General features: G+C 67.8%; 21 protein-coding genes and 1 pseudogene. 4 read left to right on the top strand and 18 right to left on the bottom strand.

What is annotated here, in order from left to right; genetic code table 11:
• Positions 1-118: 118 nt before the first annotated feature.
• The 10 genes from ACWCP8_RS37155 to ACWCP8_RS37110 all read right to left on the bottom strand — a co-directional run bounded on the left by ACWCP8_RS37155 (position 119) and on the right by ACWCP8_RS37110 (position 10492).
• On the bottom strand, positions 119-706 hold the full coding sequence (locus ACWCP8_RS37155) for a hypothetical protein (protein WP_451120761.1): 588 nt from the start codon (positions 704-706) through the stop codon (positions 119-121).
• Positions 707-1394: 688 nt separating this feature from the next.
• Positions 1395-2057: a Type 1 glutamine amidotransferase-like domain-containing protein gene (locus ACWCP8_RS37150; protein WP_313940999.1), complete on the bottom strand. Its 663-nt coding sequence runs from the start codon at positions 2055-2057 to the stop codon at positions 1395-1397.
• Positions 2058-2516: 459 nt separating this feature from the next.
• Positions 2517-3302 (bottom strand): enoyl-CoA hydratase/isomerase family protein, encoded by a 786-nt coding sequence (locus tag ACWCP8_RS37145; protein ID WP_451120759.1) that lies wholly within the window; start codon positions 3300-3302, stop codon positions 2517-2519.
• Positions 3299-4546, bottom strand: a complete 1248-nt coding sequence (locus ACWCP8_RS37140; protein ID WP_352272352.1) for a cytochrome P450 — start codon at positions 4544-4546, stop codon at positions 3299-3301. Before ACWCP8_RS37140 ends, ACWCP8_RS37145 begins: the two co-directional genes overlap by 4 nt.
• Before the next feature lie 104 nt (positions 4547-4650).
• Positions 4651-6030, bottom strand: a complete 1380-nt coding sequence (locus ACWCP8_RS37135; protein ID WP_451120757.1) for a cytochrome P450 — start codon at positions 6028-6030, stop codon at positions 4651-4653.
• A gap of 10 nt (positions 6031-6040) precedes the next feature.
• Complete coding sequence (locus tag ACWCP8_RS37130; protein WP_352272348.1) at positions 6041-6601, bottom strand: GTP-binding protein; 561 nt, start codon at positions 6599-6601, stop codon at positions 6041-6043.
• 1 nt (position 6602) lies between these two features.
• Entirely contained in the window at positions 6603-6995 is a 393-nt protein-coding gene (locus tag ACWCP8_RS37125; RefSeq protein ID WP_352272346.1) for a DUF742 domain-containing protein, read from the bottom strand.
• Positions 6988-7830 (bottom strand): roadblock/LC7 domain-containing protein, encoded by an 843-nt coding sequence (locus tag ACWCP8_RS37120; protein WP_451120755.1) that lies wholly within the window; start codon positions 7828-7830, stop codon positions 6988-6990. The genes ACWCP8_RS37125 and ACWCP8_RS37120 overlap by 8 nt, the downstream gene beginning before the upstream one ends.
• Positions 7827-9014, bottom strand: a complete 1188-nt coding sequence (locus ACWCP8_RS37115; RefSeq protein ID WP_451120753.1) for an ATP-binding protein — start codon at positions 9012-9014, stop codon at positions 7827-7829. Before ACWCP8_RS37115 ends, ACWCP8_RS37120 begins: the two co-directional genes overlap by 4 nt.
• Positions 9015-9772: 758 nt before the next feature.
• Complete coding sequence (locus ACWCP8_RS37110) at positions 9773-10492, bottom strand: IS6 family transposase (RefSeq protein ID WP_451120751.1); 720 nt, start codon at positions 10490-10492, stop codon at positions 9773-9775.
• Between the two features lie 299 nt (positions 10493-10791).
• Between ACWCP8_RS37110 and ACWCP8_RS37105 the strand changes: the two genes are divergently transcribed.
• Positions 10792-11712, top strand: a complete 921-nt coding sequence (locus tag ACWCP8_RS37105) for a DUF1918 domain-containing protein (protein ID WP_451120749.1) — start codon at positions 10792-10794, stop codon at positions 11710-11712.
• Positions 11713-11976: 264 nt separating this feature from the next.
• Here the strand turns inward: ACWCP8_RS37105 and ACWCP8_RS37100 are convergent, their stop codons facing one another.
• A complete protein-coding gene (locus tag ACWCP8_RS37100; protein ID WP_451120747.1) occupies positions 11977-12204 on the bottom strand; it encodes an SHOCT domain-containing protein in 228 nt (75 codons plus the stop codon).
• 420 nt (positions 12205-12624) lie between these two features.
• Here ACWCP8_RS37100 and ACWCP8_RS37095 point away from each other — a divergent pair, with 420 nt between their 5' ends.
• Positions 12625-12906, top strand: coding sequence for a dsRBD fold-containing protein (locus tag ACWCP8_RS37095; RefSeq protein ID WP_356003064.1), 282 nt, complete (start codon positions 12625-12627; stop codon positions 12904-12906).
• Between the two features lie 289 nt (positions 12907-13195).
• On the opposite strand, the gene ACWCP8_RS37090 is transcribed toward ACWCP8_RS37095, so the two are convergent.
• Genes ACWCP8_RS37090 through ACWCP8_RS37070 form a run of 5 tightly spaced genes read right to left on the bottom strand, consistent with a single transcriptional unit; the run spans position 13196 to position 17789 of the window.
• Positions 13196-14563: a Ni/Fe hydrogenase subunit alpha gene (locus ACWCP8_RS37090; RefSeq protein WP_451120745.1), complete on the bottom strand. Its 1368-nt coding sequence runs from the start codon at positions 14561-14563 to the stop codon at positions 13196-13198.
• The gene (locus ACWCP8_RS37085) at positions 14560-15342 is read right to left on the bottom strand and encodes an NADH-quinone oxidoreductase subunit B family protein (protein WP_451120743.1); all 783 of its coding nucleotides are present in this window, start codon (positions 15340-15342) and stop codon (positions 14560-14562) included. Before ACWCP8_RS37085 ends, ACWCP8_RS37090 begins: the two co-directional genes overlap by 4 nt.
• Position 15343: 1 nt before the next feature.
• Complete coding sequence (locus ACWCP8_RS37080; protein ID WP_451120765.1) at positions 15344-16150, bottom strand: FAD/NAD(P)-binding protein; 807 nt, start codon at positions 16148-16150, stop codon at positions 15344-15346.
• A 23-nt stretch (positions 16151-16173) separates the two neighbouring features.
• The gene (locus ACWCP8_RS37075; protein ID WP_356003076.1) at positions 16174-16632 is read right to left on the bottom strand and encodes a Crp/Fnr family transcriptional regulator; all 459 of its coding nucleotides are present in this window, start codon (positions 16630-16632) and stop codon (positions 16174-16176) included.
• Positions 16629-17789 carry a 4Fe-4S dicluster domain-containing protein gene (locus tag ACWCP8_RS37070; RefSeq protein ID WP_451120741.1) on the bottom strand — a complete coding sequence of 387 codons (1161 nt, stop codon included), beginning with the start codon at positions 17787-17789 and terminating at the stop codon, positions 16629-16631. The genes ACWCP8_RS37075 and ACWCP8_RS37070 overlap by 4 nt, the downstream gene beginning before the upstream one ends.
• Positions 17790-17965: 176 nt before the next feature.
• On the opposite strand from ACWCP8_RS37070, the gene ACWCP8_RS37065 reads away from it, so the two are divergent.
• Positions 17966-18469 carry a hydrogenase maturation protease gene (locus tag ACWCP8_RS37065; protein ID WP_451120739.1) on the top strand — a complete coding sequence of 168 codons (504 nt, stop codon included), beginning with the start codon at positions 17966-17968 and terminating at the stop codon, positions 18467-18469.
• Between the two features lie 513 nt (positions 18470-18982).
• Positions 18983-20926: a multicopper oxidase family protein gene (locus ACWCP8_RS37060; protein ID WP_451120737.1), complete on the top strand. Its 1944-nt coding sequence runs from the start codon at positions 18983-18985 to the stop codon at positions 20924-20926.
• A gap of 384 nt (positions 20927-21310) precedes the next feature.
• Here the strand turns inward: ACWCP8_RS37060 and ACWCP8_RS37055 are convergent.
• Positions 21311-21985, bottom strand: a pseudogene (locus ACWCP8_RS37055) (P-type ATPase); the annotation flags it as partial.
• Between the two features lie 500 nt (positions 21986-22485).
• Positions 22486-22791, bottom strand: coding sequence for an Hsp20/alpha crystallin family protein (locus ACWCP8_RS37050; RefSeq protein ID WP_451120735.1), 306 nt, complete (start codon positions 22789-22791; stop codon positions 22486-22488).
• Positions 22792-22841 lie beyond the last annotated feature (50 nt).

Raw genomic sequence — 22841 nt, 5'->3', positions numbered from 1 at the left:
CGTCCGTGACGGCAACCTGCCCGCTACACTCCCACCGCTCGACGTTTCCCCAGGTCAAGCCACAAAGTACTGCTGGAGTACTAGTACTCCAGCCGCACTTCGTGAGCCCGTGAACCGGTCAGCCGGTGCGCACCGCGGTGACTGTGAAGCGTTCGACTTCGGCGATGTGCCCGCCGGTGGACGCGACGACCGTGAGCACCGGGTCGTCGGCGCCGGAGAAGGACACAGACTCTTTCCAGTGGCGGCCGTTGCCGCCTGCCGCGGTGCAGCAGGAGGTGCCTAGCGGTGCCGCGGACGACGGCTGGCGCACCTGTATGCGGATTCCCTCGTCCACGCCGGTGATCCGCCCGCCGGTCAGCAGGGGGGAGCGGACGATCAACCCGTATCCGGGAATGGTCAGGGAGAACGTCGTGTCGTCGGTGCCCACGACCTCCCACGGGGCATCCGGGCCGGTGCCGTACCGCACGAGGTGGATGACCGCCGCAGTGCCCGTGACTCCCGCGGGCCTGCTCAGCCCGACGCCGATGCGGGCGTCCGGACCTCTGACGGTGTGCGCGGTGACGCGGCCGATGTCCTGGAAGCCCAGGTAGCCCTGGGTGAAAGACAGTGCGGTCTCGTCAGGGTCGAGATGCCAGGGCTGGTGGCCGGCGGAGTGGAAGTCACGCTCCCACGCCCGGGCTTCGGCGAGCGTGGTGAAGGGCCACATCGGCTGGAAGCGCCCAGAACCGAGCGGCGGCGCGCCGCCCCCGGGCCCCGGCGTGGTCGGCGCCGGCGTGCCCGGTGGGGTGATCGCCGAGGGGCCTGACGGTACGGAGACGGTGGCCGACCGCGACGGCGACGATGTGCCCGGTGCGGCGGACGGCGATCCTGACGCGCTCGGGGGCGAGCCGGAACTCCCGCAGGCGGTGAGCACCAGGCCGGTCCCGGCCGTTGCAGCGAAGAGTCGGAAGTGGAGCCGAATGTTCATGGGCGCCCCAGGAAACACGTATCGACCGTTGATACTGCTTGTGCGACTATCGTGCCACTAGTCCGGTTCGTGTCATAGTGGCCAGGACCAGCTGCTTTTCAGCAGGACGCGCGATCAGCATCGCGTGGGAGCCTCGGCCGTCGGTCAGCCTGTCAACCAGCGGCCGGCGGTTCGTTCATTTCACGCAAGAGAGAATCCGGTCGCGAACTCTCCTGTCCTCGACTGGGGTTCACCCCGGCGCGAACCGACCCGCGACGAGGATCGCCACCTCGCGGAGCAACGATTGCCACCGGTCAGGGACTGCTCTTCGCCGTGCGGTCACCGCCCGATCTTGCAAGGTGCAGGCACCTCACCAAGAACACGAGGTGGAAGTGCTGCAAGGCGACAAGGTCACGTCCAACGGTGCGACGTCACGAATGCCGGGCGGCTATGACCCGAACTTCGTCCATTGCCCTTCGGAGACCACCTCGACGGAGCCGTCGACGACCTTGATGGCCGTCTGTTCGTCGATGGCGTAGGCCGGAACGCCGATGTCGGCGGCCCACCGCTCTGCGTCCGCCAGGGTGTTCTGCGGGAAGGCGTCCAGGTGCGGAAAGATCGAGAAGTCGACGACTCCCAGGGTGCGGTCGTCCGGCGCGGACGGCCACTCGACGAAGTACGCTCCGATCCGGGGCGTCATCACCATGCTTCCGGCACTCACTCCCACCCAGACCGTGTCGGGCAGCGAAGGCAGCAGATCGGCCAGCCCGGACTCCCGCATCCAGTGGCTCAGGTACGTCGCGTCGCCGCCGTCGACCAGGAGCACGTCGGCCTCCCGGAGCCAGGGGACCCATCGCTCCGCGCCGATGGTGGGCAGTGCGGTGAGCTCGAGGACACCGAGCGACGCCCAGCCCAGGCCGGATAGGTGCAGCCCCTCGGGTTCGGCGGCTACGAAGCCCCGCACCGATGTCGGACCGCACATCGGGTGACCCCACTGTGCTGTCGGGACACAGAGGGCGTGGCACTCGGCGATCGGCTTGCCGAGAAGCTGCACGAGCGCCGAGTGGATGCTTGGGTTCGTGACGCCACCTGACGTAAGCAAGAGCTTCAAGGTGCCTCCAATTTCGCGCGCGGAAGGTGGTGTACCTGAAGACCCGGGACCGTGCTGGGGCTCATCGTAGTTCGGGCAACCTCTTCAGAGGTCTCTCAGGTCGCCGCGCGATTGCCCCCACGTTCGTTGATGCATGTTCATACGGGCGGACTGCCCGGAACGTTGCCACTACAAGCGGCGCGGCCACACGTTCATGCGACGGCCCGGCAAAGACCGTCCCACCCTCACTCCAGCCCGCTACACTCTCCACGCCCAAGCCGTTGACCAGCGCTGATGAAGAGGTCCGGCTGGAGTACTAGCCGCTGGGGCTGCGAGCGCAGCGCGAGGTGCCCGACCCGATCGTGAGTGGCCGGGTACCTCGCCGCGCGCACTGTGCCCGCCACACGCGCCGAGGCACCCGGCCGTCCCTATGCCTCGGCGGTCCGTGGCGGGCCGGACGCTCGCATCAGCCTGGGAGGATCAGCCCCTTGCGTGCTGGTGGAGAGTGGCTGCCAGGAGATGGGAGTCGAGCAGGGAGACGTCTGCCATCCTGTCCGCCCGTGCGTAGCCGGCCAGCATCCGTTTGGTCAGGACGAGTGCTTCGGGCGAGCGTCGGACGAGGGGCCTGGTCCAGGAATCGATCACCTTGTCCAGCTGGTCGAGTGGGGCGGTCCGGTGGAGCAGACCGATACGGTGGGCCGTGTCGGCGTCGAAGACGTCGCAGGTGAGCATGAGCTCGCGAATCCTGGAGGTGCCGGCCTCGGAGATCAGGCGTCCCATCGCCCCGCCCCACGCCGGCGGTAGCCCTATGCCGACCTCCGGCATGCGAAAGCGGCTGGTGTCGGCACCGGCGCGCAGATCGCAGAAGGAGGCGAGGGCGAGACCCGCGCCGATGACCCGCCCGTGCAACCGGGCGATGGTGACCGCGTGAGTGTTCTCCAGGGCCTGGCACAGGCGGTGCGCCTTGTCGGCGATGCGCCGCAGATTTACTCCGGACGGATCGGCGGCCAGTACCTCCTGGTACTCGTTGCGGTCGGCACCCAGGCAGAAGTCCGTACCCAGTGACGACAGCGTCAGGATCCGGACGTCGGGTCTCTCGTGGAGGTCGTCGAGCAGGGTGGCGAGGTCGTCGAGGACTGCGGCGTCCAACGTGTCGTCCTGTCCCCAGGGGTTGAGGCGGACATGCAGTACGGGGCCGTCCTGCTCGGCACGTATCGCCTTGGGAGCGGTCCGGGCGTGTGCGGGGGTGGGGGTCGATTCGGTCATGCGAGGGCTACGTCCAGGTTCAGCAGGCGCCGGAACGCCACACGGGGCGCCATCGACGGGGGGCGTACGAGGGTGAGGCGAGGAAGGCGCCGGATCAGTTGGCGGAGAAGGGTCTGGGCTTCGAGGCGGGCCAGCGGCGCGCCGAGACAGTAGTGGATGCCGCCACTGAATGCGAGGTGGCCGGGCGTGCGTTCGGGGTCGAACCGGTCCGGGTCGCTGTGTCTGGCCGGGTCTCGGTGCGCCGCTCCGACCATGAGGTGGACCATTTCGTCGCGGCGGATCTCGACACCTCCCAGCACGGAGTCCTGCGAGGCGATCCTGCTGATCACGTGGGTGGGCGGGTCGTAGCGGAGCGTCTCCTCCACGAACCCGGGTACGAGGCCCGGGTTGTCTGCGATCATGTCCCAGCGTTCCGGGCTTTCGACGAGCCGGAGTGTCATCGTCGAGAGGAGGGTCGCGGTGGTTTCCAGGGCGGCCAGCAGGACGAACAACACCAGGAAGTAGACCGCCTCGTCGGCCTTGTCCTGGTCGGGCTCGATCGCGTCCCACGTCTGGATCCACCGGGTGACGGGGTCATCACCTGGGTGGGAGCGCCGATCACGCACCAGGTCCATGAAATAGGTGCGGAGTTCGGCCGTGGCCGCGTCGGACAATGCCAGTTGACTGGCCGACGGCAGCAGCTCCTGGGTGAAGACCTGATCGTGTGTCAACTCCCGGAGCCTGGGCCAGTCGGCCTGCGGCAGCCCGAGCCAGTCACCTATGGTGGCCACCGGCAGCTCCTCGCAGACAAGCCCGGAGAAGTCCGCCTCGCCAGTGCGTATTCGCTCCGTGAAGGCGTCGAGGAGCTGATTCGCGGTCCGGTTCACATTGCGGCCGATGCGCTCCACGGTGGCTCGGTCGAAGGTGCCCGCCGCCTGTCGCGCCTTGGTGTGGTCCGGGGGGTTGAGCGCGGCGAGCGTGTTGCTCATCTCGCGTGAGGAGGGCGCGTTCCAGCGTGTCCCGGGCCCCTGACGCTCCCGCCATTTCCTGTCGGGCTCCAGCCATTGACGGCTGCGCAGGACCTGGGTGCAGGCGGCGAAGCCCGTCACGACGGAGCCGCCCCAGGGGGCGGGCACCACCTCGCCCCGCGAGAGGAGTTCGGCGTATATCGGGAAGGGGTCTGCCTGCCCTCTGGCCGTCCGCAGACGGGAGAAGAGGGAGGCGGACGCCCGGCGGTCGTACGACGGAGTTGTGGCAACGCCCATGGTGGCGGCTCCTTTCTGAGACCCAGCCGCCATGCATACCCACAAGATCGTTAAAGCATCCGCTACCCCTGAGTACTCAGGAGGTTACTAAAATCACACTTCCCTCACTCGCCCCTGGTCCACGCCAGGAAGCGGCTGAACAGGCCGCCCTTGGGCTGCAGCGCGGCACCGGCGTTCGTACGCGAGGGTCCGGCGGTGGAGGGCGAGGAGGCGGCTGTTTGCTGCTGGGGCATCTGGCCCGCGTTCGATTCGGCCGACACGGCTGCCTGGGGAACAGCCCTCGGGGTGAAGCGGATCGGGAGGGTGACCAGCGAGCGGCTCCACGGGCTCGGCACCCAGGTAAGCGCCTTGAACGGGACACGCATCTCGACGTCGGGAAGCCGGTTGAGCAGTGCTTCGACGGCAGTCACGGCGATCATGAAAGCCGGGTCCTTGGCGGGGCAGGCGTGCGGGCCCGCTCCGAACGCCAGGTGCGCCTTGGCGCTGAGCTGTTCGCGGTGTTCGGTCAGCTTCGGGTCGGTGTTGGCCGCGGCGAACGAGATCAGGATCGGGTCGTTGGCCCGGATCACCCTGCCGCCGAGCTCGACGTCGTGAGTCGGGTAGTGGGCCGCGTAGTTGGCGATCGGCGCGTAGTTCCAGAGGGTCTGGGAGACCGCGTCCTCGACCGGGAGGCCGACCTGCCAGTCCTCTCCGAGGTACAGGGCGCTACTGGTGCCGATGGCCGCGGCCAGCGGCGCAGTGCCACCGGAGAGCAGGGTGACCAGCTGGTGCAGCACCTCCTCGTCGCTCAGCTGGGCCGGGTGCTCCATCAGACGAGTCGTGAGGTCGACTGCCGGGCGCCGCCGCTTGAGGGCGATCAGCTCGGTGAGCGCCCCGCCGAGCACCTCGTCGGCCCCGGGTGTGCCCTCGAAGATGCCGCTGATCCCGGCGATCACGCGGTCGCCGATCTCGGGCGGGCAGCCGAACAGGTTGCTGAAGACCAGCAGAGGCAGCGGCTGGGCATACTCGGCCATCAGCTCCGCCTGGCCGCGGATGTCGGTACTGAACTGGCTGATCAGGTAGGTGGCGGACTGCTGTGTCTGCCTGATGAGCTGGTGCTCGTTGACCGTGGCGAGACTGTCGGTAACGGCCTGACGCAGTCGGGCATGTGCCGCACCGTCACTGAAGAGAGCGTTGGGGCGGTAACCCATCATGGGCAGTGCCGGGCTGTCGGCCGGGACGCGCCCTTCGTTGAGGGCGTTCCAGCGGCGGGAGTCGCGCACGAAGGAGGCGGGGTTCTGCAGGATGTGCAGAGCGGCGTCGTAGCTGGTGACGAGCTCGGCCTGGACGTCGGGGGCGATGTCCACGGGCGCACTGGGACCGAACGAACGCAGATGCGTGTAGTGGCTGTCGGGGTCGGCTCCGAACGAGGGGCCGTACATCTGGACGTTCCCGTGCGCGGGGCAGCCGGGGGGTATCTGCTGCGGTTCAAGTGGCTGTTGCATTGCTGCGCTCCTAGCCGAGTTGGGACATGAGGTGTTTCACGAGGGTGATGAGGGCCTGCGCCGAGGAGTTCTCGTCCCGTACGTCGCATTCCACGACGGGGGTCTCGACGGTGAGGTTCAGGGCCTCGCGCACCTCGTCGAGCGGGTAGTCCGCGGTGCCCTCGAAGTGGTTCACGGCGATGGCGTACGTCAGGCCGAAACGTTCGACGAGGTCCAGGACGGGGAAGGACTCGTGCAGTCGCTCCGGGTCGACTAGGACCAGCGCGCCCAGGGCGCCTCGGGAGAGCTCCTCCCACATCTCCTTGAAGCGCTCCTGGCCGGGCGTTCCGAAGAGGTAGAGCACCAGGGTGTCGCTGAGGGTGAGCCGGCCGAAGTCCATGGCGACGGTGGTGGTCTTCTTGTCGGGGGTGCCCGAAAGGTCATCGAAGCCCACGCTGGCCTCGGTGATCTCTTCCTCGGTCCGTAGGGGCTCGATCTCGGAGAGACTGCCGATGCAGGTGGTCTTGCCGACCCCGAAATGCCCCACTATGAGGATCTTCACTGCGTGGGAGACATCTGGATCCAGGTACACGCTACGCTCCGAATCGATTCTTCAGGCCCTCAAGCACGGCGCTGACCAGTTCTCTGTCGACACGTTCGGCGCGAGGTATCGGTCTCCTCACGAGGATGAGACTGTCCTCTTCCAACTGCGCCAGCAGGATGCGGACGATGCCCAGGGGCAGGTGCGTGTGCCCTGCAACCTCGGCCACGGACAGGAAGCCGTTCGCGACCAGGTCCATGACCTGCCCCACTTCCGGGGACAGCGTGTGCGCCGCGACCGGTCCGTCCTCTGCCGCCGCCGTCACGAGCGTCGTATGCTCGTACTCGTGGTCCGGGGGCAGCGCTCGTCCGTTCGTGATCACGAAGAGAGGGACTAACGGAGACGTCAGTTCCAGCTCTTCATCCTGTTCGGGCCCGTCAGGCATGGCCTGTCCCCTTCCCCGGTGTCGCCGCCGCGGTCAGTCTGGGAACCGCCTCGTGCAGACGCGTGGTGAACTCCTCTATGTCGCATTCGTGTTCGGCGGCAGCGGCCAGGAGGGCACCGGGGCCGGCCGCCATCAGGAAGATCCAGCCGTGCTGGAACTCGATGACCGTCTGACGCCATTCCGCGTCCTCAAGGACCCCCGCGAACTGGGAGGTGACCCGGCTGTAGGCGTGGATGCCCGTCATGGCCGCGGAGATCGTGTCCGCGAGGTCGCGGCTCATCCCGCTGGTCGTCCCGCGGGGAAGGCCCTCCGATCCGAGCAGCACCGCGTGGCGGGCACCCTTGACCTCGGACATCACCTGGTCGAGCTCGCCAAGGACGAATCCCGCGTCATCGGAGCTCTGCTGCCGGGGGGCGCTCCCCCGCGCACCTCCGGCGTCCTCGGCCCTCACCCTCGGCGGCGAGGTGAGGTTGTTGCCCAGCCGGGCGACAAGGCGGTGCATGCGGAAGGAGATCTGCTGCATGTCCACATCGGGCGCGGCTGCGGCGGCGAGGTAGGCGCCCTGCCCTGCCCCGATCAGGAAGCTCCAGCCATGCGAGAACTCGATGATGGTCTGGTTCCACTGCGGGTCCTCCTCCGGTCCGGCGAAGTGGGCCGTCGCCCGGCTGAGCGACTGCATCCCGGCCATGGCGGCGGAGATGGTGCGCACATCCTTCTCGGCCAGGCCTTCCGTCGCGCCGCGAGGAAGGCCGTCCGCGGACAGCAGGACGGCGTGCCGTGCACGGGGCACGTTGTGCACGATGTCCTCAAGCATCCACGACAGGTCTGCGGTCATGCGTCTTCGGACCCTTCGAGCGAGGTGGCGTCAAGGTTGCGGCCGGAGAGCGTGCCGCGCTGGAAGGCCCCCAGGCTGCGCCCGGAAGTGCGGCCTGTCTCCCCCGGGGTCCGCGGCGCCGGTGAGGTGGTGTCGTGATCGGGGACGCTCGCGATGGGTGCCTGGCGTGCGCCGCGCTTGGGCAGACCGTGCATGGTGCGCGACGTTGCGCTCTGGGGCCGGCTCTCGGTGGCGGGCCGGATATTGCTGACCGGAGCCTCCTGGGCGGGCGGTATCTCCTCCATGGTCCACAGCTCCTCGGGCAAGAGGACAACGGCCCTGACGCCGCCGTATCGGGAGACTCCGGTGACGTCCACCCTGAAACCGTGCTGACGCGCGATCAGGCCGACGACCGGGAAGCCGAACTTCGGATGAGTCCCGAGCTGCGACAGACGGGGGGCGACTTCTCCGGAGAGCAGCGCGGTCGCCCGCTGCCGCTCTTCGTCGTTCATGCTGACACCGGCGTCGTCGATGACGATGCACAGGTTGTTCTGGACGCGCTGGAACGTCACCTCGATCGGCGCGTCGTGCTGCGAGAAGCTGGCAGCGTTATCAAGCAGCTCCGCCACAGCGAGTGCGACGGGCGCGACCGCGGACGCCTTCAGGGCAAGACCGGTCTGCTGCATGATGGTGACTCGGTGGAAGTTGCGGATCTGTCCCTGGGCACTGCGCACCACGTCGTAGACGCTGGCGGGCTTGTTGCGGCGGCCGAGGGGCGCACCGCACATGACGGCGATGCCCTGAGCCTTGCGCGCCATCTGGGCGTTGGCGTGGTTGACGTCCAACAGGTCGCTGAGGACGGCGTGTCCGCCGTACTTGTGCTGGATGCCATCCAGAAGTGTCGTCTGCTCGGCCGCGAGGCTCTGCAGGAAGCTAGCGGCGCCCTTGAGGACGGCCTTTGTGTTCTCCTCCGCCGCTTCCTTCGCCTCGCGGAGCGTGGCGTCCTGCTCGTTCCGGAACGTCTGCAGCTCGGCGCGCGACGAGTGCAGGTGGCTCTCTGTCGTGGCTAGCTGGCGCCTCAGTTCGGCTTCGGTATGCTGCTTCTTCGCCCCCAGCGCTCTGTTGCGGGCGACGAGTGCCACGACCGCGACAACGGCTATCGCCGCCACCACAACCAAGCACCACGCAAGTGTGTCTCGATTCATGGAAACCTTTCCAGGTGCATGGCATGCGGACGGCTGCGGATACACCTCGCGAGGACCCGCAACACAGCTGATCGGTACGGTTCACCTGTTGTTAAGCGGAGAGCATGCCGCCGATCGCAAATCAGCATCTGCGTCAAATGGATCAAGATCACAGATGCCAGGATGCTACCACCGGACCTTCGCCTCCCCGGACGCCTGCTATGGCGCCTTATGCGCCCAACACGGCTGCCGCAACAGCGGGTTGACACGACCTTTCGACCCCGCATCTGCCATCCGCCATCCCTCTCGCCACCGATCCGCCAATCGGCACTTCATAAGTGGAGTGACAATCTCTCACATCGATCTGAGGAGCCGTCAACCGGACCCTTCAAGGACCTCATCGACAGGTGGCGGCGTCCAGTTCATAGGTGCCGGGAGCGTGTTGTACGCTCGGCGGGAGAACGCCCGTGCAGGCGCCCGGGAATCCCCGGATGCACCCTGCACTTTCCGCACAGGCCGATTCGCACGGCAGCGATCCCGTGCCCGAGCCACCGACCGAGCAGAGGCGAGGGTGAGGTCCGACCCAGTGCTCCGCCACTCGCGCTGACGGATGATTCTCGCGGGATGCTCGGAACCTTTCGGTGAGCGCGCTCGCTCACCATCTGCGTCCCCGTGAAGTGGTGTTCCTGTGAGCACCCCGGCGGGCATTGTCACGTTGATGGCGGGGTGGCTGGGTGATGGGGTTTCGGGGCGTGCTGGGGTGTGGTTTGGGCGCCTGTTCAGGCCGCAGCGGCCAGGCTGATGTTCTCGGTGACGTGGTCCCAGAGGGTGAAGCGGATGGTCATCTCGAAGCGGTGTTCGGTGGCGGTGCGGAGGTGTCGCCAGGTGCGGAAGTGGGGTGAGATGCCGCTGAATGCGGACAGGAACCGCTGCGCTGCGCCGACGGAGCGGAAGCCTTTCATCGCGTGTTCGCGTTGCCTGGTGGGCTGGTGGCTGTTCTCGGCCCGGTTGTTCAGGCCCTTGTGCGAACGGTGCTCGACTGACGGCATTGCCTCGCGGTGGGCCGCTTTGTAGAAGCGGAGCTTGTCGGTGACGACCACCCGCGGCACCGCCCGGGTCTTCTTCATCAGGCGGCGGAAGAAACGGCTGGCCGCGGCCTTGTCCCGACGGTTCTGCACGAGAATCTCGAGGACGTTGCCGTCCTGGTCGACGGCCCGCCACAGGTACTTCAGCTCACCGCTGACCTTGATGAAGACTTCGTCCAGATGCCACTTATCCCCCGGCCTTGGCCGGCGGCGGCGCAGCCCGTCAGCGTAGGCCTGGCCGAACTTCAGACACCAGCGGCGCACGGTCTCATGGGAGACGATCACACCGCGCCGGAGCATCAGCTCCTCGACCTCGCGGTAGCTGAGCGGGAAGCGGAAGTACAGCCACACGCAGTGCGAGATCACCTCGACCGGGCACCGGTGCCCCCTATACGACGGCGAGATGCCCTCCACGGACGATCCCCTCCACCAGTGACCAACCCGAAGATCATCTCACTCAGCCAGCCAACGTGACAGTGCCGCTCTGCGACCGTTCGGTGGTGCATGATGCTTCTCCCTTCGGGGGTGTGACGCGCACGTGTGCAGCGCGTCGGGAACCAATCGCCCACAGGTGAGCCGCCCAGGTCTGTCTGGGGCCACGAGGCCCGAGACCGGCCCGTCGGCCCGAGAGGAATCAGGGTTTCACCCCGTGCGGCGGCACGCCGCGCGTGGCACGTTGGATACAGCAACATAGTGAGGAAACGGCGGCGATCATGCGAGCTCACCTCGGCGATCAACTTGTGGTCGAAAGCCCAGTCACCGGCGCTACCAGGCGCGACGGCGAGATTGTCGGACTCCACCACGAGGACGGAACCCCTCCCTACGACGTGCGCTGGTCGGATACGGACGCGGTGACTCTCGTATTCCCCGGGCCCGACGCGCATGTCCATCACGTCGAACACGAGCCCGAGGGAGACTACGAGTTCCGTCAACCGGGCAGGGAAGAGGCGGGTACCGAGTCCGCCAGGACCCGGCCCGGCAGGGCACCCAACCCTGGCGACATCGGTCGGCGCGTGGCCTTCGAACGCAAGCGCCAGGGGCTCACCCGGGCAGAAGCTGCCCGCCTGGCCGGAATGGCGCCGGCCTACCTGGCTTATCTCGAAGAACGGCCGGCCGACCCGAGTGTGGCGAGTCTGATCAGACTGGCCAGCGTGCTGCGAACCAGCGTCGCAGTCCTGCGCGGAGGCGGTATCGACCTGCCGCCAGGCCGAGGTCGGGCGGTCACGCACCCCCGGCTGCGGGACCTCGGCCCCGACGAATGCCGAGCCCGGCTTTCCACACATGGCGTGGGGCGAGTCGCGGTGTCGACACCCGATGGCCCAGCCGTCATCCCGGTGAACTACGAGGTCATCGATGACGTGATCGTTTTCCGGACCGCGCCTGACTCGGTGCCCGCAGCGGCTGTCGGAACGGATGTCGCATTCGAGGTCGACCATGTGGATGAGGCCATGAGCCAGGGCTGGAGCGTGCTCGTAGTCGGCCCTGCGCGGGTTGTTACAGAGCCCGACGCAGTGCGTCGGCTAGCAACTCGCGCCCATACCAAGCCTTGGGCGGGGGGCGAACGCGACATGTGGGTGTCGATCCGGCCCACGCGCCTCACGGGGCGTCTCATCAGTCCCGCCGCCGAGCAATGAGGGGCACTTCCGCGGTGCGCCCGATGCGTATCCCACGACCGCGATCCGACCTTCGCCGCGAAGCAGGTCCAGGCACAGCGCCGCGCGGCCTATTGTCATGCCCCTGCGGATCACGAGAATGAGGCGCACCCTGCGGGGGTGATGTCGATGCTGCGCCGACGGAGTGGATGCACCGCGGTTGGACGGACAATTATGGCGGCTCCCCTTGTCTGTGGCGATCTCGGCGTCCTTGATGCGACTGGTCGGCAAGGGCATCTGCCGGGGTCATTCGTGTTTCGTGGAAGGCGGGGAAGCGCACAGGGTCGTCAGGCGCCGCTGGTACTCCTCCTCATCGATCTCGCCGCGGGCGAACCGCTCGGCCAGCAGCTGCTCGGGCGAGGGCCCGGCCTGGATGTGGGTGTGGGGGTGTTCGGGGGTGCGGCCCAGGACCCGGAAGATGAGCACGCCGATGCCGACGATCACCACCCAGAACAGGACCATGTTCACTGACATCGCGAACCAGCCCCAACCACCACCGTGGCCGTACCAAAACATCGCGTTTCACTTCCCGGTTGCTGCCGGGGGCCGCGGGCGCGGGGCCCGCTGTCCTGTCACGTTCCCTGTCACCACCACGGTCCCACGGCCTTGACCGCCGGTGTAGAGCCGGATGGGCCCCGGTCGCCGGCCAGTCAGCCACATCCCCCCGGGGGCGCACAGGGCGGGCCGGACGGACCCGTCCGGCGCTCCCGGCAGGGCCAGTAGGCCCAAGCCCGGGACAGCCCGCACGGCGCAGTATGGAGACCGGAGCAATTCGAGAAGGATCGTTGTCGCGCCGAATCCGGGCATCGGTCGTGCCTCGCCGCCGTGGGAACCCGGCGTGCCGACGGCGGCCGAGCCCCCCGCAGGCTGGACCATTCAAGGGAAGTCTTGGCCATGACCTTGCACACCAGCACCGAGAAGCCACACAGCAAGCAGTGGAGCGTGCGCCTGGACCTCTTCGAGGAAGGTGACCTCACCAAGGTTCACGCCGTCCTAGACACCGGTGACACCACCCTTCGGAGTCGCAGCTCCGCGCAGCGCAACCCAAACGACACACCCGTTCCCGAGATCGGCGACGAGTTCGCCGCCGGCCGGGCCCTGATCGACCTCGGCAACCAACTGCTCCGCGCCGGAAGAACTGACTCCGCTTCGGGCGGCCTCGCCGCGCCCGGTTGAAGGGCGTCGAGGGCAGCCGCCCCAACTGGTGGACAGAAAGAGTTCCGCCACTGCGCAACGTCGGCCGTGGCGCTTCCGCCCGATGTCCGACGGGCTCGGGATGCGTTCGCGGCCCCGATGCGTGCCGTGCGGCATTCCCTGCTGTCTGCCCGGTTCGCGGGCACGGCTGACCTCCACCCAGGTGCGGGGGCGACTGTTGCCGTACGGCCCCACGAGCCACGTCGACGCGTCGACCTACGGCGGGCCGGTGAGCTGGCGTGCCGATTCGCGCACCTCCCTCGTTCGGCTTTCAGGTCCGCTCGACGGTGAGATTGAGGAAGTGGGCCGAGCATGAGATGCACGGGTCGTGATTGCGGACCGCCCGTTCGCACAGGGCGGTCAGCTCCGCGTCGGTGGGATCGCCGTCTCCCAGGCGTTCCTGCACGATTCGGCGGAGGTCCTCCTCGACCGCACCCAGGTTCTGTGCGGTCGGCGGGACAAGGCTGGCGTCGGTGACGGTTCCTTCGGCGTCGAGGGTGTAACGGTGGTACAAGAGACCGCGCGGCGCCTCAGTCGCTCCATGCCCGGTACCGGCTCGTGAGGGCACGTCGACGTAGGGGCGCGGCGGGGGTTCGTAGGCGTCGATGATCCGCAGTGCCTCGTCGACCGCATAGAGCACCTCAACCGCTCGGACGATGATGCTGCGGAAGGGGTTTCGACAGACGGTGCCCTGCCGGGGGTCGCCGAGTCCGGCGTCGTGGGCGGCCTGGAGGGCGATCGGGGACAGCCAGCGGCCGCTGATGGCGTACCGGGCGAGGGAGCCGGTGAGATGGCGGCGGTTGTCCAGCAGGGAGTGCAGGGCGGTGGAGTGGGGTACCTGGCTCTCGGCGACGTGGGCGCCGAAATCGTGGACCCCAAAGGTACGAGTGGGCAGCGCGCGGTCGGATTCGGGGGGAAGGTAGCCAGCGTGCGGCGCAGGCATGACGGTCGGGGTGCCGGACTCGATGGCGTAGGTGCCGGGCTCGGACAGAGCGAACAGGTCGTTGTCACAACCGGCGTCAGGGAACTCGAAACCGGCCACCCAACGAACGGTTTGGGCCGCGTCGTCCCGGGCCCGGCGCAACCTGTCGGCCAGCGGGCGCAGTTCGTTCGCGGTGGGGATGCGGTGGAAGCCACCGAGTCGGACATTGACCGGGTGGATCGCCCGGCCGCCCAGTAGTTCCAGGATCGCGTTGCCGGCCTGCTTGAGCCGCAGGCCGCGTTCAATGTCGGCACGCCGGGTGCGAGCCATGTCAATGACGCTGTCACAGCCGAAGAAGTCGGGCGCGTGGAGAAGGTAGATGTGTAGCGTCTGGCTCTCGATCCATTCACCGCAGTAGAGCAGCCGGCGCAGCGCCGCCAGCTGCCCGTCCACGACGACGCCGCAGGCGTCCTCGATCGCTCGGCAGGCGCTCATCTGGTACGCGACCGGGCAGATCCCGCACACTCGGGAGGTGATGTCGGGCGGCTCGGCGTAGGAGCGTCCGCGCAGGAACGCCTCGAAGAAGCGTGGCGGTTCGTAGATCGCCAGCCGGGCCTCTGCGACCTCGCTGCCGTCCATGCGCAGATATAGTGCGCCCTCACCCTCGACGCGGGCGAGCGATCCGACTTTCAACACCCTTGAGCCGCGGTGGGTCACTCTTCCAGTTCCTTCCGGGAGGCCGTGTCGAACTCAGGAGCGGCGGTATTGAAGGTTCGCAGCACCCGCACCACGTCGAGGGTGTCCATGCCATCGCGGCGCAGGAGGGGAATGAACGAGGGGAAGTTGGTCGAGTTGGACGGGCCGAAGCAGCCGTAACAGCCGCGCCCGTACGCGGGGCAGATCGCACCGCATCCGGCGTGGGTGACCGGACCCAGGCAGGGTGTGCCGTGGGCGACCGTCACGCAGACGGTGCCGCGCTGCTTGCACTCGAAGCAGACGCTGTGCGCGGGTACGTCGGGTTTGCGTTCGGCCAGGTAGGCGGTGATGACCTCCACCAGTTGGCCTCGGTCGATGGGGCAGCCGCGCAGTTCGAAGTCCACCGGGACATGGGCGCTGATGGGTGTGGATGTGGCGAGGGTCTCGATGTAGTCCGGTCTGGCATAGACGGCAGCCTGGAAGTCAGCGACGTCCGCGTAGTTGCGCAGTGCCTGGACGCCGCCTGCGGTCGCGCACGCCCCGATGGTCACCAACCGCTTGGAGACGGCCCGGATGTGCTGGGCCCGGTCGACGTCCTGCTGGGTGGTGACCGATCCCTCGATCAGCGACAGGTCGTAAGGGCCCGGCGCGTCGGCGCTGGAAGCCTCCAGGAAGTGTGAGATGTCCACCCTCTCGGCGATGCCGAGTAGTTCGTCCTCGCAGTCCAGCAAAGTGAGCTGGCATCCGTCGCAGGAGGCGAACTTCCAGACGGCGAGTTTCGGACGATCGCTCGCGGTCATGTCACAACTCCCGGACCATGAGGAGGGGTTGGGCCTTGCTCCAGCTGACGACGGGGCCGTCGCGGCAGAGCAGGAGGGGGCCGAGCTGGCAGTGCCCGCAGTGGCCAGTGGCACAGTGCACATTGCGTTCCAGCGAGACCCGAATCAGCTCCGGATCGACGCCGCGGTGCACCAGTTCGCCGGCGGTGGCGCGAATCATCGGCTCGGGGCCGCAGATGAACGCCGCCGACGCCGCGGGACCGAAGGCGGCCCGGTCCAGCAGGGTCGTGACGACGCCGACCTCGCCCTGCCACAGCGGATCCGCGCGGTCCACGGTGGTCAAGACCCGGGCAGCCGACTGCCAGCCGCGAACGTCCTCGGCGTAGAGCAGCTCGTGGGGAGTGCGCGCTCCGATGAGAACGTTCAGCCGTCCGTAGCGCTCGGGGGTGGCGAGCGCGTCGCGTACGAGCGGGCGCAGCGGCGCCAGACCGATACCTCCGGCTACGACGAGCAGGTCGTTCCCAACTGCGGCGGGTAGTTTCCAGCCGGTGCCGAACGGTCCGCGCACTCCGACCGTGTCACCAGTCCGCAGCTTGTGCAGCGCGGCGGAGACCGCTCCGACCGTGCGGACGGTGTGCGTCAGCCGGTGCCCGTCGATTCCGGAGACCGACAACGGGATGTCGCCGATGCCGAAGGCGTACACCATCGCGAACTGCCCAGGAGTGAAGGGCTGCAGGGTCGAGCGGACCGGTTCCAGGACGATCGTGGCGGTGTCGGGCGTCTCGGCCTCACGTTCCACCACCCGGAACGGAATAGGGACGGTTCCCAGCCGAGCAGTTGCGGAAGCCGTGATCACGACTCACCGGCGTCGGGGGGCCCGTACAGGTCGAGCAGACGGATTCGGGTGGACTTCAGCCGCCGTGCGATCACCTGCGCAACGCAGTTGGTCAACGCCATGCCGAACGACGGATCCTTCTCGCACGCGGCTCGGACCCGCTCCGCGTCGAACTCTGACGCCGACACGGTGCTGCGGGCCTGCGCACCGAGGTGCCAGCGGTACGGCTCGAACAGCCAGGACCAGCCCAGCAGATCACCTTCACCAAGGGTCTCCAGGACTGCCTCGTGCCGGGCCGGGACGTGAACGTCGAGCGCAACGAGCCCGGAACGGATGATCCAGAACCGGTCGGCGACACCGCCCTCGTCGAAGATGCGGGTGCCACCGGGGAAGGAGACGTCGTGGGCGAACGTGACCAGCCGCTCACGGTGGCCGGGCGACAGGGCCCCGAGAAACCCGTGGCGAACAACGGTCATTGCGGGCCCTCCCCCGACTCCTGCCGGGCGGCCTCCCGTTCCAGGCTCAGCGCATGGGCCTCCTCGGTGATGTCGATACCGACCGGGCACCACACGATGCAGCGCCCGCAGCCGACGCACCCGGAGCTGTCGAACTGGTCGTACCAGGTGCCGAGTTTGTGGGTGGCCCACTGCCGGTACCGGCTTCGCGAGGAGTTGCGGACCGGACCCGCCTGCAGGTGGGAGAAATCCAGGTCGAAGCAGGACTCCCAGCGCCGCCATCGCTCGGCATGTTCGCCGGTGAGGTCTGTGACGTCCTCGGTGGTGGTGCAGAAGCAGGTCGGGCAGACCATGGTGCAGTTTCCGCAGGTCAGGCAGCGGGCCGCGACGTCGTCCCAGCGCTCGGCCGTGAGAGTCTCGCGCATCAGCATCTGCAGGTCCACCAACGGCATGCTGCGGCCCATGCGATCCGCCGCGTCGGCGACACGCTCACGCGCCGCGGTCCGAGTCGCGGCGTCGGCGGAACCGTGGGGCAGCTCGGCCAGGACCGACTCTCCCTCCTCGCTCCCGATCCGCACCAGGAAGCGGTGGCCGTCGGAATCGAGCACCTCCGTCAGCGCCAGGTCGTAGCCGGGCCCCACGGCCGGCCCGGTGCCCATGGACACGCAGAAGCAGGTGGCACCCGGCTCGGTACACTCCGCCGCCACCAGGAAGGCCCGCTCACGACGCCTACGGTACGCCGGGTCGTCGAACATCCCGCCCGTCAGCACCCGGTCCTGGATCGCGATGGCCCGCAGGTCGCAGGGGCGCACACCGAGGAAGGCGTACGACGACGGTGCTGTCCGGTCCTGGGTCACCACCAGCTCACCATCGGCGTCGCGATCGGCAGTCCACTGCCTCTCCCGCGGCGGATGCAGAAACGTCTTCCAGGACTGAGGACCCGCGCTGTGCGCGAACACGGCGCCGTCCTCGCGGGCACGCAGCCGGTAGACGCCTGCCTCCAACTCGACTCCCCAGCCGTAGGGGAGTTCCGCACCGCCCGCGATCTCGGACAGGACGATCGCCCCGTCGCGGACGGTCGGTCCCACGACCGTCCGGCCACGCCCGGCCAGGACCGCGATCAACGCATCCAGGCCGTCCTTGCCGATCACCGCTTCCGTCCCGCAGTCGTCAGCCATCCCCACCCTTCCGACGCCGCCGATGATGCCTTCCCGGCCAGTATGCGCACGGCCTGCTGCCCGGCATGGGCCGACCGGCCCCTGCGTGGTCCAGGTGGCTGTGTCCGTCACCCCGTACGGCCCTCGCACGGACCCGGTACCACTGGCGAGCCTGGCTGACGGGAAGGGGCAAGCGCGTGAACCTCACTACGCGGATCGCCGTCATCGGTATCGGGAACGAGTTCCGCCACGACGACGGTGTGGGCTGGGCCGTCGTGGCCCGCCTGGCGGAACGAGCCGCGGAACGGCCACTGCCGGGTGCGACCGCCCTTCTGGCGTGCGACGGCGACCCTGCCCGCCTGATCACCCTGTGGGAAGACATCGACCTCGCCATCGTGGTGGACGCCGCACACGCACACCCCGGGCACCCCGGTCGGCTGCACCGCCTGAAACTGGATGGTGGGCAGCTGACGCAGACAGGCAGTGCGACGAGTTCCCACGGGCTCGGGCTCGGCGATGCCGTCGAACTCGCCCGCGAACTGGATCGCCTGCCCGGACAACTGGTCGTCTACGCCATCGAGGGAGCCAACAGCACCCTGGGCACCGGCCTGTCAGCACCCGTCGCAGCCATCGTGGAGCCGCTCGCCGAACGGATCGCGGAAGAAATCGCGCTGCACGTGGGTTCTGCCGGCAGCCGATAGGCACGAACTGGCTGCTTCCGGCGTGTATGTTCCCTTGCGCACCGCCATCTTCTACGCCAGAGCGCCTCCCCCGGCGCAACTGTCTGCCGCCCGAGTCATACGCGGACGCCGTAACGGGTCCGCGCGGCGAAGCCCGTTCGGCGCTGACGCTTGACTTCGAGCGTGTTCCCCTCCGTAACGTCATCCCATGGCAGACGAGAAAGGCACAGTGAGTGAAGTTCCTCCGGCGGAGTGGACACTCGGCCTCTACGCTGCGAAGGCAGTTAAGTGACTGCGCTACTGCCGAAACCCGACCGAGTCGTACCGGTCTCCTTTTTCTAGCCGACTGATGCCACCGTCATAGGTCATGCATCGTGAACGCCACGGAGTGGAGATCCGGGCGTCCTGAAACACCGCACCTGCACGAAGAACTCGGCCCGCGACGTTCCGAGTGGCTCTTCTTCGTCGTGTCGGAAACACTGGAACGGTTTCTGGGACTGCAGCCGATGGGGGGCCGTGTCCAGGAGGACTCAGATGGCCACAAGGCGCCAATTCATCAAGGCCGGCCTAGGCGGCGGAATCTGCCTATTCCTCCCGGCCGGGTCTGCCTCCACGCCGGGGTTCCCAAGCCGCGTCCTGGACCCGACGACAATCGACAAGTACGTCACCGAGCTCGCCGTCCCGCCAGTCATGCCCTGGATCGAGAGGGACGAGGCAGGACACGTCGATCACTACACGATCGGCGTACGGCAGTTGCGGCAGCAAATCCTGCCAGCCGGTATGCCCGCCACGACGGTGTGGGGATACGGGTCGACCCGGCATCCGGGAAGCTTCGCCTATCCGTCATGCACCATCGAGGCGACCTTCGGCCGGGCCATACGGGTCACGTGGGTGAACCAGTTACTCGACCGCCACGGCAACCATCTGCCGCACCTGCTGCCGGTAGACCCCACACTGCACTGGGCCAACCCTGAAGGCGGCATTTCACGGCGTGATGCGCGACCGGCCTTCACCTCGACACCCGGCCCCTATACGGGACCCGTGCCGATCGTGACCCACCTGCACGGGGGGCACAACACGCAGGAGAGCGACGGCTACCCCGAGGCGTGGTATCTACCCCGTGCATCCGACATCCCCGACGGATACGCACGGGTGGGCTCCTTCTATGAACAGTTCAAGACGATATTCGAGAACCAGTTCGATGCAGCCTGGGAGCCAGGAGCCGCCATATTCCGGTACGCCAACCAGGAGCGTGCCGCCACCTCCTGGTTCCATGACCATGCCCTGGGGGTCACTCGGCTGAACGTCTACGCGGGGCTGGCGGGCTTCTACCTCCTGCGTGGCGGGCCCGCCGACCTCCCGGACGGTGTGCTTCCGGGGCCGGCGCCGAAACTAGGTGACCCTCCGGGGAGGCACTACTACGAGATCCCGGTCGTCATCCAGGACCGGTCGTTCTCCACCGACGGCAGCCTGTTCTACCCGGCGAGCCGCGCATCCTTCGACCACTTCACCGGTCCGTACATCCCCGACAGTGACATCTCCCCCATCTGGAACCCGGAGTTCTTCGGCAACACGATGGTGGCCAACGGCCGTACCTGGCCCGCTCTCTCCGTCGAGCCGCGCCGCTACCGCCTGAGGTTCCTCAACGGCTGCAACGCACGCTTCCTGATCCTGAAGATCGTCACCGACCCGATGGCCACTCGCCCCGCAGCCCCGGTGCTCCCCTTCTGGCAGATCGGTTCGGAGGGAGGCTTCCTGCCCTCACCTGTGCAGCGCGACCAGCTGCTCACCGCCCCGGCCGAACGCGCCGACGTCATCGTCGACTTCACCTCGATCCCGGTCGGCACTGATCTGTACCTCATCAACGAGGGCCCCGACGAGCCGTTCAAGGGTGGGAGAGCGGGCACAGACTTCCGGCCGGCGGCCCCCGGGACCACTGGACAGGTCATGAAATTCACGGTGTCACGGCCGCTCGCTACTCCGGACAGGACCGTACCCCCCGCCCGCCTCGCCCTTCCGCCGTTCGAGCCGTTGGGTCCAGCGAGCCACACGCGACAGGTCTCCTTGCAGGAGCAGAAGTCCGCTGTCCTGCGGGGTGTGGGTCCCCGCGTGGTAATGCTCGGCACCGTGGACCGGAACGGAAACCGGACCCCCATGGGGTGGGGTGACCCCATCACGGAGAACCCGGCACTCGGGGCGACCGAGATCTGGGAAATACATAACTCCACCGGCGATGCCCACCCGATCCACATCCACGAGGTTCAGTTTCAGGTCGTCGACCGACAGAGCACCGGGCACAGCGCAAGACCTCCAGAGCCCGGGGAGAGCGGTTTCAAGGACACGGTGATCGCCTATCCGCACGCCACCACCCGGGTCAAGGCCACCTTCGACCGGGCGGGACAGTATGTGTGGCACTGCCACATGCTGGAACACGAGGACAACGAGATGATGCGGCCGTACCGTGTAGGCCCTCCCTGAACGCCAGAACACCCCGCTGCCATCGCCCTCGGGCGGTGGCGGTTCACTCACCCGGTCTGTCGAGCCGGCGCCGACCGCCACCTTGTTCCGGTCGCTGGTGACCGGCCGGTTGAAGATCATGCGGCGATGCGAGGCTGGTGACTGGTCGCCCAGTCCGGCCTGGCACGGGCGATGGTGTTCAAGCACCTGGCCCGTCCGTGCGAGTGCGGGCTCGTTGACTCCCGTCCTGTCGGCCAGGTGCCGGTGTTCGCTCTGCCCGGCCCGCGCTGCTGACCGCGGCGGAGGAAGTCGGTCAGCGGCAGACCTACGGCGACACCGGCGATGCAGGAACACCACGCCCATGGCGACCGCTACGGCGGCAATGAGCCAGGCGACCTTCTTGACCTGCTTCTCCAGGGGGCTGGGGTCGCGACGAGTGCGCTGGCTCAGCGCGGCGATGCGTCCCAGTTCCGTGTGATCGCCGGTGGCGAACACGATCGCCTGGGCCCGGCCCCCCGTGCACGTGGTGCCACTGAAGATGAGGTTGGGCTCCTGCAGCAACGGTGCCCCGGCGAGTTCGGGACCGGCGATGCGTTCGGCCGGCGCGGACTCGCTGGTCAACATCGACAGGTCGACCTCGATGCCGCCCTCGGCCAGACGTGCGTCGGCGGGGACCTTGGCGCCCTCCTCGAGAACGACCAGGTCGCCCGGCACCAGGTCCCTCGCCTCTACGGCCGACGGGCGTCCGTCCCGGATCACCAAGGCCTGCTCGGGCAAGTACTTGGCCAGAGTCTCCACCGCCTGTTCGGCCTGCCGCTCCTGAAGGAGCGCAAACCCTGCGTTGACGATGACAACGGCGACAATGGCCCAGCCGAGCACCGGGATGCCGGCTACGAACGCCAGCACCGCGGCCGCCCAGAGCAGCAGGGCGAGCGGGTGCACCAATTGCCGGACGAGTTCACGCCCCAAGGATGACCTCGCCTTGCGGCGGACCTCGTTGAGGCCATAGCCGGCGAGGCGACGCGCCGCCTCCCGTGCGGAAAGACCACGTGCCTCGGTGCCGAGTTCGCGCCGCAGCAAGGGCAGGGTCTCCAGAGGATCCGGGCTCAGTAGCGGACTCTGGCCTGCGGTTGGACGGGGGTGCCGGCCTCGGTCATCTTCGGCTCCCGGCCCCCACCGCCGCCGGTCGGCCTACCGTGGGTGCAACATGCAAGTGGCCGCACCTTCGGTCAGCGGCGCGTCGCAGCTCGTTCACACGACGGTCGAGCAACCGCCGCAGCGGACGCACAGTTACGGTCCGAGATTGCATGGCTTCGGGTCCGGTCGAATTGACATCGGGCATCTTGCAGCTCCGCGCTGTGTCCCTGAGCCTCGGCCAGGCAGAAGTGGCCCTCGGCGCTGATGCGGTGGGCCTCGGCATGCATGTGTCCGGTGTTGAGGAACACCCGGCTCCTGCCCGCGCGGGCCAGGGTCCGAGCGGGCAGGTTCCCGGCCTGTCGGCCGACATGCCGCCGCATATGTTGGTGAGCTGGGACCGCAATGACGTCGAGGACGTCATCGTGGAGAGACCAGCAGATTCGTCAAGACTCGTCGTGATCGTTGGTTGCGGCCCGCTTCACGGGGATGCTGCGTGCCGTCTCCGTTTTCTCGGGCTCCATCGCCACGCGAACGGTGAGGATGCCGTCCTCGTACTCCGCCTCGACCCCGTCGGACGGAATCTGCGTCGGTAGGCGAACGGTGCGGTGGAAGGAGCCATAACGGAACTCCGAGTGATCCTTCTCCTCCTTGCTCTCGGTGTGTTCGGCGCCGACGGTGAGCGTGTCGCCCTCGACCGTGATGTGGATGTCCTTCGCGGGGTCCATCCCGGGAAGCTCCGCACGCAGCACGTACTGCTGTCGGGGTACGGATGAATGTGCCCAGCTGTGTACAGACGAAC

Source organism: Streptomyces sp. NPDC002206 (assembly GCF_053593595.1).
The sequence above is the reverse complement of the archived record's forward strand: the minus strand, read 5'-3'. Positions and strand labels throughout refer to the sequence as shown.

What these genes read in the sequence shown, in the direction of transcription:
- ACWCP8_RS37105 (WP_451120749.1), top strand. Translation starts at nt 10,792, where the DNA reads ATGCGAGCTCACCTCGGCGATCAACTTGTGGTCGAAAGCCCAGTCACC.
- ACWCP8_RS37100 (WP_451120747.1), bottom strand. Translation starts at nt 12,204, where the DNA reads ATGTCAGTGAACATGGTCCTGTTCTGGGTGGTGATCGTCGGCATCGGC.
- ACWCP8_RS37115 (WP_451120753.1), bottom strand. Translation starts at nt 9,014, where the DNA reads ATGAATCGAGACACACTTGCGTGGTGCTTGGTTGTGGTGGCGGCGATA.
- ACWCP8_RS37155 (WP_451120761.1), bottom strand. Translation starts at nt 706, where the DNA reads ATGTGGCCCTTCACCACGCTCGCCGAAGCCCGGGCGTGGGAGCGTGAC.
- ACWCP8_RS37070 (WP_451120741.1), bottom strand. Translation starts at nt 17,789, where the DNA reads ATGGCTGACGACTGCGGGACGGAAGCGGTGATCGGCAAGGACGGCCTG.
- ACWCP8_RS37085 (WP_451120743.1), bottom strand. Translation starts at nt 15,342, where the DNA reads ATGACCGCGAGCGATCGTCCGAAACTCGCCGTCTGGAAGTTCGCCTCC.
- ACWCP8_RS37120 (WP_451120755.1), bottom strand. Translation starts at nt 7,830, where the DNA reads ATGACCGCAGACCTGTCGTGGATGCTTGAGGACATCGTGCACAACGTG.
- ACWCP8_RS37060 (WP_451120737.1), top strand. Translation starts at nt 18,983, where the DNA reads ATGGCCACAAGGCGCCAATTCATCAAGGCCGGCCTAGGCGGCGGAATC.
- ACWCP8_RS37125 (WP_352272346.1), bottom strand. Translation starts at nt 6,995, where the DNA reads ATGCCTGACGGGCCCGAACAGGATGAAGAGCTGGAACTGACGTCTCCG.
- ACWCP8_RS37075 (WP_356003076.1), bottom strand. Translation starts at nt 16,632, where the DNA reads ATGACCGTTGTTCGCCACGGGTTTCTCGGGGCCCTGTCGCCCGGCCAC.
- ACWCP8_RS37140 (WP_352272352.1), bottom strand. Translation starts at nt 4,546, where the DNA reads ATGGGCGTTGCCACAACTCCGTCGTACGACCGCCGGGCGTCCGCCTCC.
- ACWCP8_RS37135 (WP_451120757.1), bottom strand. Translation starts at nt 6,030, where the DNA reads ATGCAACAGCCACTTGAACCGCAGCAGATACCCCCCGGCTGCCCCGCG.
- ACWCP8_RS37095 (WP_356003064.1), top strand. Translation starts at nt 12,625, where the DNA reads ATGACCTTGCACACCAGCACCGAGAAGCCACACAGCAAGCAGTGGAGC.
- ACWCP8_RS37145 (WP_451120759.1), bottom strand. Translation starts at nt 3,302, where the DNA reads ATGACCGAATCGACCCCCACCCCCGCACACGCCCGGACCGCTCCCAAG.